The sequence below is a fragment of the Glutamicibacter sp. ZJUTW genome, from assembly GCF_008370855.1.
GTDB classification, from domain to species: Bacteria; Actinomycetota; Actinomycetes; order Actinomycetales; family Micrococcaceae; genus Glutamicibacter; species Glutamicibacter nicotianae.
The window spans coordinates 1,494,958-1,514,390 of sequence record NZ_CP043624.1; the positions used below are offsets into that span (position 1 = coordinate 1,494,958).

Consider the following 19,433-nt stretch of genomic DNA (forward strand, 5'->3'; position numbering starts at 1 on the left):
TTAGCCCTGGGTGCGTGCGCGGCGGCGCTTCACCAGTACCGCACCACCGGCGGCGGCCATCAGGCCAACACCTGCAATGGTGAACAGGACGGTGCCCGAAGCGCCAGTGAGCGGCAGATCAGGACCGGTCGGCTTATGGTTGGTGATCGTTTCGACCAGGATTTGGCCGTTGATGACAACCAATTCATCGGACCATGGGTCAGCTGGGAGCACGTATCCGGCTGGTGCCTTGGTTTCCTTGACCCAGTAGCTCGATTGCATGTCCTGCTCGATGCCCAGGTGCAGTTCCCAGGTGATTTTTCCGTCGACCGTAGTTTTGGCCTCACCTATTGGTGCACTGGTGGCATTGCCGTCGGCATCAGGTTCAGTTCCGTAGAGCTCGAAGACCGCACCGTCCAGCAGGGCTCCGTTCTCGCCTTCAGCCTTCTTTTCCAGCTGCAGGGTGCCCAGATTGGTGTTGGTGGTTTGCTGATCTGGAGTGCCATTGATGTTCACCGCTGCCGTGTTCTCGATGACTCCGCCTTCAGGAATCGAGACGACCTTGGTCTTCAGGATCGCCGTCACCGTGGTTGCACCTGCGTCGTCAAGCTCTTCGAGCCCCAACGGGGTCAACGTGATCACCGATTTGTCATCTGATACCTCGTAATGGACATCCAGATCCAAATCCAAGGTACCGATCGAGACCGATTCCCAGGAGATGAATTCCAGATTGGCCGACAGGTTATCGGTCAGAGTGTAGGACTTGTATGGAAGATCTGATGCAGGCACGTCGGTGACCAGCGTCCAGGTGACCACGTCACCCAGCAGCTTGGCAGTGTCATCCACGGTCTTGTGCTGGTGGATCGTGTTCAGCGTGTTCTTCGGGTACACATGAACGTTGTAGTTCCAGGTGCTGTCAGCATTCGGGTACGGAATGCTCACGTAGAACGGTGCGGCCGCTGCATTGATCAGGTTGTTGCCGGAATCGGTTTCGGTGACCAGATACAGCCCCAATTCCAAACCGGAGAAGGTAGCGACGCCTCCAACGGTTGTCTGCGGCACACCGGTTCCCAGGCTGTAGCCTTCCGGCAATGCTTCGCCGGCGGTTTCAGATGGCAACGCTTCTGCGAGTTCCCAGCCTTCAGCCGTGCTCAGGTCAATGAGATCGCCGTCGAACAGCACGGGCTGCAAGGTAAATTCGACACCGTCCAGGCCCTTCCCGAAGCCTGGATCCGGATCCAGCAGGGTGCCGTTATTGAGCCCTGCAACAGGGTCCGCCGAAGACTTGTGGACAATGATGCTGCCTTTGGTTCCCGGCGTAATATCCGAAACTTCGTCAGCGGATGCGGCAGCTACCCCAAATAGCCCCATCCCAGCAAGAGCCAAGGCGCTTGCTCCGGCAACTAGCTTGCCGAGTCTGCGTTGCGTGAACACGATTACTCCTTCTTGTGCGAGTGATTTTTACGCCTACCCAAGTTCAGCGTGGTTGGTGAAATTGTTGAATCTAGCCGAGATTCCGGCTATGACGGATACGGAAGGTCTGCGCACCCCAAATGCCCAGCCCCAGTACCAGGATTCCGCCGCCAATCAGATATATCTGATCTCGGCCGATGCCTCCGGTGAGTGGAAGCGCGGGACCGTCCTGCTGCTCATTGGTGATGGCAGGCAGCTCGATATCCAGCGTGTCCCCGGTGACGTCAAACTCGTGGATCGTCTCGTCCTTGATGTAGCCCGGAGGAGCCGTAGTTTCTTGGAGCGTATAGTTCCCCCATTTCAGGTTTGCCAAGGCGAACTTCCCCTTGGCTGGATCCATGTCCGGACCGATGCACCCCTCGGCCATGCAGTCGGTGACCAAGATGGTTTCCGATGCATCTCCCAGCGGACCGGTCAGGGTCCATTCGGCGCCTGCAAGCAGGTCGCCGTCAACGGTGGTCTTGCTCCAGCTGACCGCCCCGGGAAGGGCCGTGTTCACGATGGTGCAGGTGGCTTCTTGGCCAAGTTCCAGCGTGATGCTCGCGCCCTCTCCACTTCCGGTGCCGACGCAGCTCCAGGTGCCTGGTTCATAGCCTGCAGCGGTGCCTTCCTCGGTCAACTGGTAGGTTCCCACGCCGACCAAAGCGTTGGTGATGGAGGTATCCCCGGTCTTGCCTTCAATGCTCCCGGCGGTGCCGGCAGCCTTCAGCGTCCAGTCGCCGGTGGTCGACGTTCCGTTGAAGTCCTCGTTGTCCAGCACCTTGACTAGGGTCAAGTGCTGCTTGCAGTCCACCGTGTTCACAATCGCTACCACATTGGGCGAAGGTGTTTCGGTCATGGTGTGCGTAGCGGATTCGCCTTCGATGCCGTCGATCGTTGAACTGGTGACCGTGCATAGTTCCGGAAGCGCGTCGGAGAGGGTTTCCTCAATGGCTACTTCGCGGCCGATCAGGTGTCCGGTGCTAATTGCCCCGAATTCTGCGGTTTGCCCACCGATGCTCAAATCTGCGTCGCCGACCGGTTGATCTCCATGGGCGTATTCGGTGCCATTGACCACCCAGGTTTTGGTGACTATCAGGTCAATTTCCTGGGTATTGGTGAGCACGCAAGTGGCCTTGCTCCCGGCCGCAATGGTGATGGTGTTGTCTTCCCTAACAACCGCACCCTCGCAGGACAAGTCCGTCAGCTGGTAGTTTTCCGGTCCGGATTCGGAGATGGCGTATTGGCCGGGAGCTACCGGTACGTTGGTTACGCTTTCGCTGCCCGTTATTCCGGACAGGTCCGATGAGCTGCCGTCAGCTGCCAGCGTCCATTCCGTGGCCGCCGCCGCACCTATAACTTCCTTTTCCAAGGTCAGGGTGGTGCAAGTGACGGTGTTGGTGACCGTGTAGGTGTTCAGCCCCGGTTGCAATACCTGTGCTCCGAGATCCCCAGAGGAAACATTGGTGCAACCGGCGGGCAGCGCCGGGACAGATTCTGCGATGGTGATCTGATCATTGGCCTCGTAATCGGCTCCATTGCTGCGCTTGGCGTAAGCGGTGCCGAACTGCGGGGAGTTCTGGCCGGTCAGTTCCAGAGCGGCAGTGTAATCATCGGGCTGCTGGCCGTTCTCGAATTCTTCACCGTCAATAACCCAGTTCTTTTCGACAACCACGCTGGAGCAGGTGCTGGGCACAGCAAGGGGAATTGGAGTGATCCAGTCGCCCAAGCTGTTAGTTTCCGTTGTGGAACGAGAGGAACGCAGATTCAGCGTGCCGTAATTGCCGGTACAGGTCGCTTCTCCAAACAGGGCAGTCAGGTCTATGCCGATTTCTGCGAAGCCGCGTGCCGGGATCGTGGTGGTTTCATCGAAGCCGGAAATGGGCTGCGTATTCGTTGCCCCGACAAAGCCGTTGAGGTTTTGCTGCTGCTGCACCCATTTTTCCGTACTGGCATCCCACAAATAGGCACCGGAAAGGTAGAGCGGGCCGTTGCCATTTTGCTGGATGCTTAATCGAAGGTCTCCATTGGTGCGCACCGGAATAGGAGAGCCCGATGGGGCGTTATTCTCGACATTGAGCTCGACGATGTAACGGATGGTACCGTTGGTATTTTCTGCTTCCCCTCGTTCAAAACCCAAGAATGCGTAGACATGACCGCTACTTGTCGTCGAGTAGGCGTAGTTGCGTCCAATGTCTGCCTGGCCCGATGCACTGCCGTCACCAGCTATTTGTTTAGCCGACCAAGGCCAGTTGCTTTCACTGGCACCGCTGGTGAACTGTGTGCTGTCGTCGAAACCATCATTGCCCGAAGGCGCCGACAGGACGGTCGTCCAATCGGCGAGATTCGCGTTATTGGCACATAGGTTGCCATCAAGCTCAAATCCCCCAAGAACCTGAGTTGATGCCTGGACGACGTTGCAAACGCCCCCTATGGCCATCGGTGCGAGCAGTTTGTTTTCAGTATTGCTGGGCGACGATGTCGGTGTCGGAGAGGACGATTCCGATGACTTCTTCGCAGCCTCGGTTGGAGAGGATTCGGCTGTGGCAGATGCTTTCAGGGTTGCCGGTGCGCTTTTCGAGGACGGCGCGCTGGAAGCTTCCTCGGTAGTGGTCTCCTCATCGACAGTCGGCTCCTCAGTTGGCAGCGTTCGAGCAACCGGTGCCTCCGATTCCTTTTTCGGCACGGAAGTTGGCGTCTGCGTCACCGCCAGTTGCTTTTCAACGGGTGGCTTTGAAGATTTCACCTTTGGAACAGTAGGTTCGAGAGAAGACGCAGCCGTTGAAGATTCAGCCGGTGATGGTGCCGGGCTAGTTGGAGACTCAGAAGCAAGTACAATTTTCGAATCGAATTCGGCAGCCGAGGGGGCCAGCCTTTCATCTACTGGCGATTCGCCCGACGAAGTGGCGGAAGCTGGAACTAATGTTCCGGCGAACGCCAAGGCGAAGACGATTCCAGCGCTGATTGCCACGCTGGAAATGGCACCTTGCGACGTGCCATGTTTTCCTGCTCCCCAGAGCAAGGAGTATTTACCGGAACGACCGTTGTTCCGTCGTGCAACTCTGTCCCCAACAGGTTTGCCAAACACAAGAATTCCCCAATATCCGAGGACATCGGGGATGCTAGACCTGAAGAACGCAGACTGGTGCGTTGAATCTGGTGCTCGTTTCCCAAAACGAGTGCCAAAATTTCAGCCACTTGATCCCCACGATCAACTGGCTTTCCCCAAGTTTTGCCGGACCCCCAACATCCGGGCGAGTGATATGGCGATAGCGTATCGGATGAAATTCAATTTCGTCAACAACGAAAATTAATAATTGGATGCGGAAGCTCAAGAGGATGGCAGTCAAGGTTGCGAATGCGCGGTTTCTCTTGGAAGAGGAAAATTTTGGGCATTCAAAAAGTTCTAAGAATTAGCTTAAACGAGGACTTAACGAAGAGCAGAACAGCGCGACTGCTGGAACTACTTAAGACGACTTTGCCCGAGCATTTTCGGGTGAGAGCGAGCCGACCATACTGAATGTCGTATACGGCCGTCCAGCAAAACCCTAAATGGCCATCGACGCCTCCGGATCGCAGATCCGCGATCTCTGTTACGAGCCACACGATGATCGGCTCGGCTCGTTCACGGCTCGGGGAGGGTACAGGCGTGGCTTGATTCCCCGGCCAAGATAGTTTCATTCATGCCGACGAATCTACCGAGGAAGCTACCGGCCGCGGCGAACTAGAGTCGCGTCGCTACCGACGCCGGCTGATGGGGACGTGCTGCAGCACGTATTCGGCAATGGCCATGGCCGAGGTTGCCACAGGGGAGCGAGCATTGCGCAACAGCGTCACCGGCCCGACGCGGTCCACGGCGAAATCATCGAGCAGCGAGCCATCCTTGTCCCAGGCCTGGGCCCGGACCCCGGCCCTGCCCTTTGCCACGAGATCAGCGGACGACAATTCGGGAAGAATAGGACTGCGCCTGCTTGAGGTACAGCGGCTTGGCCAGCGAGGCGCCGATTTCAGCGAGTCCCATTTTCCAGTACTTCTTCACCAGGCTCGGCGCACCGGGCCAGCGCAGCGACTCGACGGTGTCTTTCACCGAGATGGATCTCCAGCTGTATCCTTCGCGCGACAGTGCCGGGACAGCGTTCGGGCCCACGTGCACATCTCCGTTCACGCCACGGGTGAAATGCACGCCGAGGAAGGGGAATCGCGGGTCGGGTACCGGGTAGATCATGCCGTTGACCATGGGAGCGGAATCCTGGCTCATCACCCAGTACTCTCCGCGGAAGGGAAGGATCTTGGGGGACGGGCTGGCACCGACCATCCGTGCGATGACATCGGACTGCAGCCCGGCGCACACGATGAGCTGGTCGAATCGATGCGTGGTGTCGCTGGTGGAGACCAGGCAGGTATCGCCGAGGTTCTGGATGGCCGTCACCTCGGTGCTGCAGAGGATCTGGCCACCGGCCTGAATCACGTCTTCGGCCATGCGGCGGGTGATGGCCGAGTAATCAACCGAGGCGGTGCGCGGGGAATGCAGTGCTGCGATTCCGGCGGCATGCGGTTCGACTTCTTTCAGTTCGTCGCGTTCCAGGCGAGCCAGGGAAGGAACCCGGTTCTTGATAGCCCGTTGCTCGATGTCCGCCAGTCGCCCCAGCTGGGAATCGTCCAGGGCTACGACGAGTTTTCCCAGCTCCTGGTAGGGAAGGTCGTGCTGCTGGCAGTACTCCCGGGTCATTGCCATGCCCCGGGCGCAGAGCTGCGCCTTGAGCGAGCCGGGCTGGTAGTACAACCCGGCATGGACCACGCCGGAGTTGCGTCCGGTCTGGTGGCTGGCCAGGGTTGCTTCCTTTTCCAACACCGTGACGTGATGGCCCGCGGTGGTGGACAGGACGCGGGCTATGGCAATGCCGAGGATCCCGCCGCCAATGATCCCGATACGTGTTTCCATGGCTCCCCAAGAAGTAAGTCCGCAACTCCTGGTGTAGCGGAGGATTCAGATGCTCACTGATGGTATCCGGGGTGCATTACCGCGTCCATAAGTGCCTGTACTCGATTTGGCAGGAAGTGGGCAACAGCATGAGTATCGTTTGAACGCTGAACGGATCCCCTGTGGCAAGAAATTGACGTGATGTATCGGTGCCGGAGGCCTAGCTCGTATGGACCAGCGGTTCAGGAAATTATTACGTAATCCACGACTCTCCTGCTCGAGAAATGTAGGCTTGACCACGCGACAGGAGTTAGTTCTCGTCACAGTCTAGCGAATAAGTGAAAGTTTTCACAAAGTCGGATTTTCCCTACGTAACATGCGTGAATTCAAGGGAAAACGGGGGATACATAGCGCTACTCTGGAAATGGAAGCGGCGATCAACAGCTGCTTTCATGCAAGCATCAGCCCAAGAAATCGCAAAGGTGCCACACCCGTGTCTGACAACAAGCCAATCGTACTTCTGGCCGAACAACTCTCCCCAGCAACCGTTGCTGCCCTCGGCCCCGACTTTGAAATTCGTCAGACCGACGGAGCCGACCGCTCCCAGCTGCTCGAAGCCATTGCCGACGTAGACGCAATCCTCGTGCGCTCCGCCACCCAAGTAGATGCAGAAGCAATCGCTGCGGCGAAGAACCTGAAGGTCATCGCCCGCGCTGGCGTGGGCCTGGACAACGTGGACATCAAGGCAGCCACCCAGGCTGGCGTCATGGTAGTCAACGCACCGACCTCCAACATCATCTCCGCAGCTGAACTGACCGTCGGCCACATCGTGTCACTGGCACGCCGCATTCCAGCAGCCAACGCATCGCTGAAGAGCGGCGAATGGAAGCGCAGCTCCTTCACCGGGGTTGAACTCTTCGAGAAGAAGGCCGGCATCATCGGACTGGGCCGCATCGGTGCACTCGTCGCAGCACGCCTGCAGGGCTTCGGCATGGAGATTGTCGCCTATGACCCATACGTCACCCCAGCCCGTGCCGCGCAGCTGGGTGTCACCCTGCTGACCTTGGACGAGCTGCTGGCTGAAGCCGACTTCATCACCATCCACATGCCGAAGACCCCGGAAACCGTGGGAATGCTGGGCAAGGACGCCTTCACCAAGATGAAGAAGTCCGCCTATGTGGTCAACGTGGCACGTGGCGGCCTGGTGGACGAAGATGCGCTGTACGAAGCATTGAAGAATGAAGAAATTGCCGGCGCCGGCATTGACGTCTTCGTCAAGGAACCAAGCACCGACCTTCCATTCTTCGAATTCGACAATGTCACGGTGACCCCGCACCTTGGTGCATCGACCGACGAAGCGCAGGAGAAGGCAGGCGTTTCGGTTGCCAAGTCGGTCCGCCTGGCACTTGCCGGTGAACTGGTTCCAGATGCCGTGAACGTTGCAGGTGGCGTCATCGATGAGAACGTGCGCCCAGGCATTCCGCTGATCGAGAAGCTGGGCCGCATCTTCAACGCATTGGCTTCCGGCTCGCTGACCAGCATTGATGTTGAGGTTGCCGGCGAAATTGCGTCACTCGATGTCAAGGCCCTGGAGCTTTCGGCGCTCAAGGGTGTCTTCATGGACGTAGTTTCTGACCAGGTTTCCTACGTGAACGCACCCGTCCTGGCTGAGCAGCGCGGCGTCGCCACTCGTCTGATCACCACCCCAGACTCGCCGGAGTACCGCAACCAGCTGACCATCAAGGGATCCACCAATGAAGGGAACCAGCTTGCAGTGGCTGGCACCCTGACCGGGCCCAAGCAGATTGAGAAGCTGGTGGGCATCAACGGTCACGAGATCGAAATCCCGATTTCCGATCACATGATCGTCGTTCGCTACGCGGATCGTCCGGGTGTCGTCGGCTCCTTGGGCAACGTACTGGGGGAGCAGGGCGTCAACATCGCCGGCATGCAGGTATCGCGCGACGAAAAGAAGGCTGAAGCCCTCGCTGTAATCAGCATTGACTCGGCGCTTCCTGCCGGTGTTCTCGATGTCGTTGGCGCTGCAATCGGCGCCAGCGTTGCTCGCGAGATCAACCTCGAGGAGTAATCACCAAGCGGATCGTTGACCGAGCTTGCCCAGTCGAATCATCGTATGTGATTCACTGAGGCAAAAGGCCAAGCTCTGAGCTCCATAGCAAGAGAGGAAGCCACCCACCGCGGGTGGCTTCCTCTCCTGCTATGGGAGAGCGGAACAGGAACACCGCTGGCGCTCTTCCCATGGATGGCTGCAACTACTCTCATCACCGCATACTTAGTGCTGCCCCTTGAAAGGCGGTGGGGTTTCCACTGACTCGGCCCCTGTGCTGTAGGGGCTGTTGAAGGTTGCAATTAATTGACAAATGAATTTCTGGAAATCAGCAGGTTGACGAAAAGTTAATATAAGATTGATTTTGGGTTTTCGCTAATCAGAAGTGGTTAGTAAATTAGCTGACTTCTTTTTATTGAGATAAACTTGATCCGATATGAGGGATGAATCAAGAGACAATGCGGAAACCGTTGAGGCGAGTTTCGAGCCGTCGGACACTGCTATTGTGATCGTTACCTACAACCGATCACATCTTCTCGATCGACTCCTGACTAGTATCCAAGTGATGGATCCCGCCCCTGGTCATGTCGTTATCATCGACAATGCCTCCGCGGATGATACGCACGAGATTGTCGAAAAGCACTCGGCTGAACTTGATGCGAAAGTCGTTTATAAGAAGCTGCCAACCAATACCGGTGGGGCCGGAGGATTCCACACCGGAGTCAAGACTGCATATGAGCTTGACGCCACATGGATCTGGATGATGGACGATGACGTTGAAGTAATTCCCAATGGCCTTGGCCGCTTGGGCCACTGGTCGCAGCGTTTTAAGGTTATCCAGGGCAGGCGCTATGACTACGATGGCAGCGAGTTCTACTGGCAGTATCGAATTTCGGACCGACTGGCCATCCCGATTCCGTTCGCGCCTAGTGACTTCGACGTCACGGGCTACCGAGAAATGAATTCGGGCTGTTTCGAGGGAATGTTTATCCATCGCGACGTAGTTCGTCGAATTGGACTTCCCGATCCGCGCTTCTTCATCTACTGGGACGATCAGCTCTACGGCTGGCTGGCATCAAGAATTACCACTGCGGTCATTGTTAATGAATTCGTCCTTCGGCGTACGAGGGACATCCGACAGCTCGATTTGGGCATCCGCCACTTCAATGCTTCGAGCGATCCTTACCGTTACTACATCATGCGAAACCGCGCGATACTCAAGCAGTACTACCGCGCTCATGGCTTGTGGAACCCAGTGGCATTCGCTTTGGGAACAGCGTTGACGTTCGGCAAGGAAATCTTGCGCCTGCTCTTGGTGGAGAAGACTATTCGCGGCACGTCGAATCTCTTCAGGGGAATCCGAGACGGCCACAAGATCGCCAAGGACAATACTTGGGAGCCAATGGCTCCCTTGGAAGCTCACAAGCAGAATCAGCACCACAAGTACGACTGAACAACGGCATTTCATAGCCAACAGGTGTCGACCCCTGGGCGGTTGATGCCCAGGGCGTGGCCCCGCACTAATTGTTCCGAAGAACAATTTTGAAAGACTGCACATACAAGAAAGTGGCAGCGTTCGCGGATGCGAACGCTGCCACTTTTGAATGTACTACTGCGAGACCTTCAGATCCTCAACAATGTTCGAAATCTGGTTATCCCACATCGACAAGGCTGAACCGATGGCCATGTGCATATCCAGGTACTGGTAAGTTCCCAGACGGCCGCCAAAGAAGACGTTCTCTTCCTTCTTGGCGAGCTCGCGGTAGGCAAGCAGTCCAGTGCGGTCCTCAGGAGTATTCACCGGGTAGTAAGGCTCGTCGTCACGTTCAGCGAAGCGCGAGAACTCACGCATGATCACGGTTTTGTCCGTTGGGTAGCTGTCCTTGCGCTCCGGGTGGAAGTGCTTGAACTCGTGGATTCGGGTGAATTCCACGTTGGCATCCGGGTAGTTCATTACCGGGGTGCCCTGGTAATCACCCACATTCAAAACTTCTTCTTCAAAGTCCAGGGTACGCCAGGACAAGTTGCCTTCGCTGTAGTCGAAGTAGCGGTCAATTGGACCGGTGTAGACAATTGGCATCTTGCCAACCAAGTCCTCCTTGTTGAAAGGCTGGCTGGTATCGAAGAAGTCGGTATTTAGGTGAACGGTAATGTTCGGGTGATCGGCCATGCGTTCAATCCAGGCGGTGTAGCCGTCTACCGGCAGTCCCTCGTACTTGTCATTGAAGTATCGATTGTCGTAGTTGTAGCGAACTGGGAGGCGACTGACGATATCGCCCGAGAGTTTTTCGGGGGAGGTCTGCCACTGCTTGGCCGTGTAGTGGGCGAAGAAGGCCTCAAACAATGGACGCCCAACAAGGGCAATGCCCTTCTCGTAGAAGTTCTTTGCGCTGTCTACATCGAATTCGCCCGCCTGTTCCTTGACCAGGGCTCGGGCTTCATCAGGGGTGTATGCGGCATTGAAGAACTGATTGATCGTGTGCAGATTTACTGGGAGGGCAAAGGTCTGCTCGTTGTGCGTTGAGTAAACGCGGTGGACGTAATTGGTGAAGCTGGTGAAGCGATTGACATACTCCCAAACTCGCTCGTTTGAGGTGTGGAAGAGGTGTGCTCCGTATCGATGCACTTCGATGCCGGTCTCTGGTTCTGCCTCGCTGTAGGCATTGCCGCCAATGTGCGAGCGCCTGTCGATGACGGTGACCTTGAGACCTGCGTCGGCAGCCCGTTCTGCAATCGTTAGACCAAAGAAACCGGACCCGACAACTAATAAATCTGTATCCATAGATGCTATCTATTCATTGCGCAGTAACCGACTATCGTATTGAAGGTTAACGCGAGGTGTATTTCGCTCTAACAAATAGCCATATCAAGGTATTTCAAAGGTCGTGGATTTGATTTATTGATAGCGTGGTTATTCGCGACGAGAAATTCGTCTGTTTTCGGCACGTCGTAGCAGTGCCCCGTTCTGCTAGGAACGAGAGGGCAATCCCGCGGAACAGCCCGCCGGTTGCGAGCTAATTAATGCATGATGCGTAAGACAAGGAATGAGGAACTTCCCCTTGGTGGATCCGAAGAACAAGTATGATGTAGCCGTCCTCGGATGGTGGTACGGCAAAAATTACGGATCAATTCTGACTTACTACGGTCTGAATCGCGCCATCGAAAATCTCGGACGTTCGGTACTTATGGTTCATGAACCACTGGGCTACAACGGCTTCCGAGTACGTTGGCCAGACGACATCCTGTCCATGGATTTCGCGCGCCGAACCGGCTACCAGTACACCGAGCAGATGCATTACTCGCAGCTCGGACAGCTCAATGAGCTCGCAGATACCTTCGTTGTCGGCAGCGACCAGCTGTGGAACCCGCTCATCGGTCGCGTCAATGACGATCTCTTCTTAGATTTCGTCGCTCCAGACCGCAATCGCGTAGCCTATGGAACCTCGTTCGGTAATCGCGGAACCGAGAAGTTCAAGCCAGAGTTCATAGCCAAGCACGCCCAGAACCTGCAGAAGTTCAAAGCCATCTCGGTTCGAGAAAACTACGGCATCGATACCGCTCGCAACATCTTTGGGGCCAAGGCAGACCTGGTTGTTGACCCAGTGTTCCTGCTGGACCAGAACCACTACAGCCAACTGGCTGCGAAGGCAACGATCTCGCCAGAAGGCAAGTACATGGCCGTCTTCTTCCTGGATCCAACTCCAGAGAAGAAATCCACGGCACTGGCCATTCTTGAAAAGACCGGGTTGGAAAAGATCCTCGTGATCTGCAATCCGGATGAGGGACGCACAGCTGCCCAGGAGATTTGGGCTGACGAACCACGCGCAGAAATTATCGAGAGCGATTCGCCGGAAAACTTCCTGCGAGGTTACAAGGATTCCAGCTACGTGGTCACCGACAGCTTCCACGGCACCGCATTCTCGGTCATCTTCGAGAAGCCATTCTCCTCGATCTACAACAACAAGCGTGGCGCTGACCGGTTCAAGAACCTGCTGTCGTCCCTCGGCTTCGGTGACACCCGACGCGTCTACGAGAGCGATACCGCCGAGACAATCAACGCAAATGACAACGTCTCGCTGGACATTGATTTCACCAAGGCCCGCAACTACATCGAGAACGGCCGCAAGACTTCCCTCGAATGGTTGAACGCGGCCCTGGACCCGGCAGTGAAATCATCAGCTGCTCTTGAAATCGGCAAGGCCGTGATTGACGCTGCAAGCGCCTCGGTGCAGAGCCACACGCTGGATCTGGACTTCTCGGCAAACAGCGACATCTGGGCTATCACCAAGGGCAAGGACGGCGTATCGCTTACCGTCGGCAAGGACAAGGACCTGCGCGGAAAGCATGTCTGGACCGATCTGCCCGAACCATTGACTCCTGGCTCCCGCAAGCGCCTGAAGATCCAGTGGGCTCCAACCACCAAGACCAAGAGCATCAACGTGCACCTGCGCAATCCGCAGTCCGGTACGTTCAAGGTCATCGGCAAGGCAGAAGTCGCCGAAACTTCCGGCAGCCTTCGCACCGATGAATTCGAGTTCTCGGTAGCTGAAGCCGGCCTGAGCCAGGTCATGCTCGGTGCCCTGCACTTCACCGGTCCACAGGCCGGCGCCCAGGTTCATGAGATCTCCATTACGGATATCAAGCCCAAGGCACCAGCCGCCCCAGCAGCACCAGCGAAGTCCAACGACGACATCGTTGAAGGGTTCTCGAAGCAAGCACGCCGCTTGGCGCTGCATGACTTCGAATCCCAGGTACGTTCGTTCAGCCGTGGCCGCTCAGCAGATTCCGTCACCGGAATCCGGGCACGCATGTTCTTCCACGCCCACGCGATCGAAAAGGGCCTGACCCACAGCAACTTCCGTCCAGGTTTCGGCCGCGTCGCCATTCCTGGCCTTGCCAAGGAAATGAACGCCTGGATCACCCGCGGCCTGGACACCAACGACACCATCGTGCAGAGCTCCGCATCGGTGATGAAGGCCTACTTTGCCCGCAACGAGGAAACCAATACGGATGTCTCGCACTTCCGCAATCTGTTCTCGCCGCAGGCACTGGACGTCATCGCCAATGGCCGAGTAGGCGAGGGTGGAGCATTCCCTGCTGCGAACCACCGTGAGGATCCGATAGAGACTCCGAATGATGACCGCGCGTTCATGGACGTGATGTACGGGCGTCGAAGCGTACGAGAGTTCGTTGATACTCCAGTTGACGACGCAGCCATTTCGGCCGCCGTGCAGATTGCAATGCAGTCGCCATCCGTCTGTAGCCGTCAGGGTGCACGTGTTCACCAGTTTGATGACCCGGAAACCATCAAGCAGCTCTTGGAAGTCCAGGGTGGATTCTTTGGATTCAAGGCACCACCACGCCTTCTGCTGGTGACTGCAGACCTGGATGCGTTCCTCTTCGCTCCAGAACGCAATCAGCCATTCGTTGATGGGGGACTGTTCATGATGTCCCTGCTTCTTGGACTGACCCAGATGGAGCTCGGCTCGTGCCTGCTGAACACCGCCATGGGCGTGGAGAAGGAACAGAAGATCAGGAACATCGTCGATATTCCAGAAAACGAAGTATTCATCGCGTTCGTAGCCGTCGGCAACTTCGACAAGAATGTCCTGGTTCCTCGCTCAAAGCGAGTTGAAGCAGACAGCATTCTGAAGCGACACGCATAGATCTTAGACCCGGTTAGGAACGTAACAAGAGTATGACGATGACAGCAGCATTTGAACAGGAACAGATCGAAGGACCTGACATGACCGAGTCAAGCACCTCTTACCCCGTACAACCGGGAATCTGGCTGCAAGCCGGAATCTCGACGGAACAAGAAGCGCACTTTCATGTCTACGGTCCAGTGGGCATCTCGCTCAGCCGGGGCGTGGCAGAATTCGCCCCGGGCGGGCTGCTCTCCACGAGCACGTACTACAACGTGTTCAACTACGGAAAGTGGAGAAGGATCTGCGGAAACCTTCCACTGGAACTCCAGCTCAAGGGCCACGGTAAGTACCAGCTGAACGTGTTCCAGGCTGACCGCCATAAGTCGTGGCACAAGATTGTCAGCGAAGTTGTCACCCTCGATGGAACGTACCGCCAGCCGGTGGTCATTGACGAGTCGACCTCTGACGAGTCCTTGCTGTTCTTCGACCTCATGGCGCTCAAGGACGGCGAGCTGGAAGATTTTGCCTGGGCAACCACGGCAACGCCAGTACGCACTCCGGAATTGATGCTTTCGGTAACGACTTTCCGGCGTGAAGCTGAAGTTGAGAACACGATCTCTCGTTTCCGCGAATTTCGTGCGACTTCCGAGATCAAAGAACACATCAGCATGACTGTGGTTGATAACGGCAATTCGCTGAAGGTTGATGACGGTGACGGTGTTGAGGTCATTGCCAACGAAAACCTCGGTGGCGCCGGTGGATTCACTCGCGGCTTGCTGCGTGCCCGAGAAATCGGAGCAACCCACTGCCTCTTCATGGATGATGACGCTTCCATCCAGATGGAGGCACTATCGCGCACTTGGTGGCTGCTGGCCTTCGCCAAGGATCCACGCACCGCAGTTGCCGGCTCGATGATCAACGCATCGCACCGCTGGCAGATCTGGGAGAACGGTGCCGAATTCGAGCTTGGTTGCAAGCCTCGTTATCACGGCCTGGATCTTCGTTCACGCGATGCCGTCTTCAACATGGAATACGAGACGACCGCTCCAGCGCCAGAGGATCTGTATGCTGGCTGGTGGTTCTTCGCCTTCCCGATAGACCAGGTGCAGCACCTGCCATTTCCATTCTTCGTGCGTGGTGATGACGTAAGTTTCTCCTTGGTCAATGACTTTGACATCGTGTCATTGCCTGGCGTTGCATCAGTCCAGGAAAACTTTACCGATAAGGCATCTCCGATGACCTGGTACCTGGACTTCCGCAGCCACTTGGTACACCACTTGTCACTGCCAGAAAAGCAGCGTTCTTGGTTGGAGCTGCAGCAGATGGTGGCCAGCTTCTACATGCGGAACGTCATGAGGTTCCATTACGACACTCTCTCCGCCATCAACTTGGCGTTTGAGGATGTGCTTCGTGGACCGAAGTTCTTTGATAAGCATGCCGATATGGCAAGACGGCGGGCCGATCTTAAGGCGCTCACCAAAGACGAAGCGTGGAAGCCAGTCCTGGAACGGCAAAGCGAACTGCACGGAGAAAAGCCGCGCTATTCACGCGGGTTGCTCCTGGCAACTTTGAACGGTCACTTGCTGCCACTGGGCAAGGAAGCTGATGCGAATCTGACGCTGTCATCGCCTTTCCGTGATGACTACCGGAAGGTTTACGGAGCTAAGGAGATCACTTATCTCAACGGTGATCAGTCTTCGGCGTACGTGGTTCGCCGTAATCAGAAAAAGTTCTGGCGCGAGTCGTTGCGCTTGGTTCGGAACACGATGCGTTTGCGTTCAGCCTACGATGAGAATATCCGGTTGTGGCGTGATGGCTATGATCAGCTGACTTCGGACAGTTATTGGAGTGAGAAGTTGAATCTTGAGAGCCGGGATACTACCAAGTAACGCGCTTCGGATTGGCCATGTTAACTGGACTGAGCTGTGATTAGTCTTCAACCGAGATTAGATCGTTGTACATGCGCCAGGGATATTGCTCGACAGTTAAACCCTCCGGTATTCAGGTGCGCCCCGTGAAACCTATCGACAACGGGTAAGTAATCAGCTCGCTATGACTTCAGCGAACGAAACTTCCCTTTTAGATAACTAGTGGGCAGACACTATCGGATCTCGGTTGACGTGCTGAAAGCGGCACAGATACATATTGCATCATCGCACCAGCATTGGAAACAGTGCTGGTGCGATGTGTTTTTGATTCTACAAGGCTTCAGAAATGGTAGTTGTGCCCTGCGATCTCATTGCAGAGCGCGCTCACGGCCAATCGCTATGGTTGGCCACCCGGGCGAACTAACTTCAAGACCTCTTCTAACGATTCCAGAAGCTTTTCCTAAACAGATTAGTGACGAGCACTGAGATCAGGTCGATGATCTAGTTGAATATTCAATCATATTGTCAAACTTCTACGCTAAGAAGACAAGAGACGATAGCCGCCCCAACGTGACCTAAGTCCAACGACGCGGTGATGTTACAAAAAACAAAGACTGGTCAATGCTGTTCCAGCGCTCCCAGGGCTCAGGCGCGAGAAACTCATACATACATAGCGAAAAGTCAACGCATTCGCACACCACCACCCACTGGCAAGAATTACCTCTCGCGTGGTTCAGAGATGCGTCCGCATGTGATGCACCTCGAAACTTCTTCTAAATTCCAAGCATTAGACTATACTTGCACAGTGGGTTGAGTTGAAGTAGCTGCACGCCTTCGCAGGACAGCGCGTGATTGACAGCTTCGTACGGGCTCGGGTCAATGTTCATGTACCTCAGTGAACTGATACTGAAGCAGAAGGATAAGTTAATGCCAAAATTAGACAGCGCGAGGCGGTTGCCTAGCAAGGTCAAAAGACTAATAAAGAACGAAATTAGAACGTTTTGGCAAAATTATCCAATTCAAAACAACACAGTGCTTTTCGAGTCATTTTCCGGGAATGGAATGCTCTGTCACCCGGAAGCTCTATTCCGAAGAATGCTCGACAGAACTGAATTCTCGGATTTCAAGTTTATTTGGGTAATTAATGATTTCGAAAGGTACTCGCGATCAATCGAAGACTTCAAATCTGATAGCAGAGTAAAATTCGTAAAATACTTAAGCTTCGAATATTACAAAGCTCTAAATACTAGCAAATACCTGATTAATAACGTATCTTTCCCCACGCAGTTTGTCAAAAGGCCTGGTCAGGTTTATGTGAATACTTGGCATGGAATTCCGCTTAAGAAAATGGGATACGACATTGAAGGCCGCGCCTCAGATGCCAAGAATATAGTTAGAAATTTCTTGGCGGCCGATTTCCTACTTTCGTCATCATCTTCGATGACAGATTCCATGTACGCAAAAGCATTTAAAATGGAAAACATATTTGAAGGAATCGTCATTGAGGAAGGCAGCCCTCGAACTGACCGACAGTTTGATACGAAGGCATCCAAGGAGGAATTTAATCTTCGTCTTTCCAAAGAGGGCCTAGCTGCTGACAACCGTGAAGTCATCTTGTACGCCCCTACGTGGAAAGGCGAATCTTATTTCAGTCCGTTTACTGACGCCTCTGCGTTGCAGCAAATTATCAAGAAGATTGAGTCGGAGATAGACACATCCCGTTATAGAGTAATGCTGAAAGCACATCAAGTTATCTCTGATGTTGTTACCGACATTCCTTCGCTCAAGAACAATGTCATCCCAAATTCAGTTCCGACGAACGTAGCGTTAGGCGCAGCGAGCTATTTAATCACTGATTATTCGAGCATTTTCTTTGATTTCCTGCCAACCAAACGACCTATATTGTTCTATATTCCCGACCTTTTGGACTATAGAGAATATCGTGACTTATATCTTGAACCAGAAGACTTACCAGGCCCGGTTAGCCAAAATGCTGATGATTTGATCACTTCCTTGCGCGAAGCCATTTCCTCATCAGATTTGAGTGCGTCGCTCAATCCACAGCATGAAACGTTAAGCCAGATGTATACTGTCAAGGACGACGGAAACGTCTGCGACCGAGTAATTGACTCTATATTCGGCGATAAAATTTCTTTCTACGAGAATAGACGTCTCAATGCTACTTCAAAGATTAAACTTCTAATTTACGTGGGCGGAATGATTCCAAATGGGATCACTACCTCCGCGTTGAATCTTTTAGATAATATAGATTATGAAAAGTATGATGTAACTGTATTATGTCCATTCTCCTCTAATGAGACTCAACAGAGGAGCTTCCGTCAGGTTAATAATAAAGCTCGGCTGGTATTCAGATTTGGAACTTTCAACGGAGGATATATTGATAATTTCCTTCGGCTAAGAATTCTCAAAAATGGAAGTTCGAGTTTTGGCGCATCGTTTAAGAGCCAGAAAAAACTGTGGAAGCGAGAATGGCATCGTTGCTTTGGCGATGCGAGATTCGACCATATGATTGATTTCAGCGGCTACACGTCTTTTTGGGGAACGCTGTTCCTTCATGGTCCTGCTGAATCGCGTGCTATTTGGATGCACAATGATCTTGCGGCTGATGCTCATCGATCGATCGCGGGAAATATGCCCCTCAAGAGTGGGCTGTTTTCGACTTTCTCTCTATATCCGAAATTTGACAAGTTAGTCTCTGTGTCTCAAGGACTAGCTGAGATCAACGCCTTGTCATTAGAAAAGTGGACCGACCGATCTAAATTCACGTGGGCGTCGAATACGATAAACGCTGAAAAGATCCGTAAGATGGCTCAGATCGCTGACAACGAGCCTGGTGTTTTGGTGCACTCTGACAGAGCTACCAGGAGCCGGAACATGGGCAACTTAGTGACAGCGATAATCGATCAAACCAACGCATTACGTGAGACTCCGGGGGATCTCGACACTGTAGTTGGTGCATCGCCAACATTTTTCACCTTCTTTTCGGCCGGAAGGCTCTCGCCCGAGAAAAACCATACTAGGTTGATCGAAGCCTTTAGAGAAGTCCACGAAAAGAACCCTCAGACTCGCTTAGTAATCGCGGGCGATGGCCCATTGCGTGGTGAATTGCAAGCAAAGATTACTCAACTAGGACTAAGCGAATCGGCCAAATTAGTAGGCCACACGAGCAACCCTTATCGCTTGATGGCCAATTCCGACGTCTTTGTCTTATCCAGCGACTACGAGGGGCAACCAATGGTGCTTCTAGAAGCTTTGGTTCTTGGTCTGCCTGTTATTACTACATCATTCGGGTCCGTCAAGGGCGCGCTGCCACCAAACGTCGGAACAATTGTTGACAAGAACGTTGATTCATTGGCAAACGCTATGTATAGGCACACAGTCGAAAATGTTGCCTATGAACCATTTGATGCGATGGAGTATAACGAACGGGCGATGAACGAGTTTTATAGAATTTTCGATCAGGATAACTGATCGGT

Annotated in this window: 11 protein-coding genes; 6 read left to right on the forward strand and 5 right to left on the reverse strand. The window is 54.4% G+C overall.

Annotated elements, in window-relative coordinates:
- Complete coding sequence (locus tag F0M17_RS07115; protein WP_168201973.1) at positions 1 to 1,413, reverse strand: SpaH/EbpB family LPXTG-anchored major pilin; 1,413 nt, start codon at positions 1,411 to 1,413, stop codon at positions 1 to 3.
- A gap of 70 nt (positions 1,414 to 1,483) precedes the next feature.
- Positions 1,484 to 3,871 carry a SpaA isopeptide-forming pilin-related protein gene (locus F0M17_RS07120; RefSeq protein ID WP_149596768.1) on the reverse strand — a complete coding sequence of 796 codons (2,388 nt, stop codon included), beginning with the start codon at positions 3,869 to 3,871 and terminating at the stop codon, positions 1,484 to 1,486.
- Here F0M17_RS07120 and F0M17_RS07125 point away from each other — a divergent pair.
- Positions 3,864 to 4,745: a hypothetical protein gene (locus F0M17_RS07125; protein WP_149596769.1), complete on the forward strand. Its 882-nt coding sequence runs from the start codon at positions 3,864 to 3,866 to the stop codon at positions 4,743 to 4,745. The two genes, F0M17_RS07120 and F0M17_RS07125, sit on opposite strands and share 8 nt — an antisense overlap.
- A gap of 424 nt (positions 4,746 to 5,169) precedes the next feature.
- Here the strand turns inward: F0M17_RS07125 and F0M17_RS17660 are convergent, their stop codons facing one another.
- Together F0M17_RS17660 and lhgO are read right to left on the reverse strand one after the other, a co-directional pair.
- Positions 5,170 to 5,358, reverse strand: a complete 189-nt coding sequence (locus tag F0M17_RS17660) for a hypothetical protein (protein ID WP_246857154.1) — start codon at positions 5,356 to 5,358, stop codon at positions 5,170 to 5,172.
- Between the two features lie 4 nt (positions 5,359 to 5,362).
- Positions 5,363 to 6,373 (reverse strand): L-2-hydroxyglutarate oxidase, encoded by a 1,011-nt coding sequence (gene lhgO, locus F0M17_RS07130; protein ID WP_246857155.1) that lies wholly within the window; start codon positions 6,371 to 6,373, stop codon positions 5,363 to 5,365.
- 472 nt (positions 6,374 to 6,845) lie between these two features.
- On the opposite strand from lhgO, the gene serA reads away from it, so the two are divergent.
- Positions 6,846 to 8,441, forward strand: coding sequence for a phosphoglycerate dehydrogenase (gene serA / locus F0M17_RS07135; protein WP_149596770.1), 1,596 nt, complete (start codon positions 6,846 to 6,848; stop codon positions 8,439 to 8,441).
- A gap of 415 nt (positions 8,442 to 8,856) precedes the next feature.
- Positions 8,857 to 9,873, forward strand: a complete 1,017-nt coding sequence (locus F0M17_RS07140) for a glycosyltransferase family 2 protein (protein ID WP_149596771.1) — start codon at positions 8,857 to 8,859, stop codon at positions 9,871 to 9,873.
- 156 nt (positions 9,874 to 10,029) lie between these two features.
- Here the strand turns inward: F0M17_RS07140 and glf are convergent, their stop codons facing one another.
- Positions 10,030 to 11,202 carry a UDP-galactopyranose mutase gene (glf, locus tag F0M17_RS07145; RefSeq protein WP_149596772.1) on the reverse strand — a complete coding sequence of 391 codons (1,173 nt, stop codon included), beginning with the start codon at positions 11,200 to 11,202 and terminating at the stop codon, positions 10,030 to 10,032.
- 262 nt (positions 11,203 to 11,464) lie between these two features.
- Between glf and F0M17_RS07150 the strand changes: the two genes are divergently transcribed.
- The 3 genes from F0M17_RS07150 to F0M17_RS07160 all read left to right on the forward strand — a co-directional run bounded on the left by F0M17_RS07150 (position 11,465) and on the right by F0M17_RS07160 (position 19,428).
- Positions 11,465 to 14,086 (forward strand): polysaccharide pyruvyl transferase family protein, encoded by a 2,622-nt coding sequence (locus F0M17_RS07150; protein WP_149596773.1) that lies wholly within the window; start codon positions 11,465 to 11,467, stop codon positions 14,084 to 14,086.
- Between the two features lie 38 nt (positions 14,087 to 14,124).
- On the forward strand, positions 14,125 to 15,957 hold the full coding sequence (locus F0M17_RS07155; RefSeq protein WP_210416705.1) for a hypothetical protein: 1,833 nt from the start codon (positions 14,125 to 14,127) through the stop codon (positions 15,955 to 15,957).
- Positions 15,958 to 16,863: 906 nt separating this feature from the next.
- A complete protein-coding gene (locus F0M17_RS07160; protein ID WP_168201974.1) occupies positions 16,864 to 19,428 on the forward strand; it encodes a glycosyltransferase in 2,565 nt (854 codons plus the stop codon).
- Positions 19,429 to 19,433: the final 5 nt, after the last annotated feature.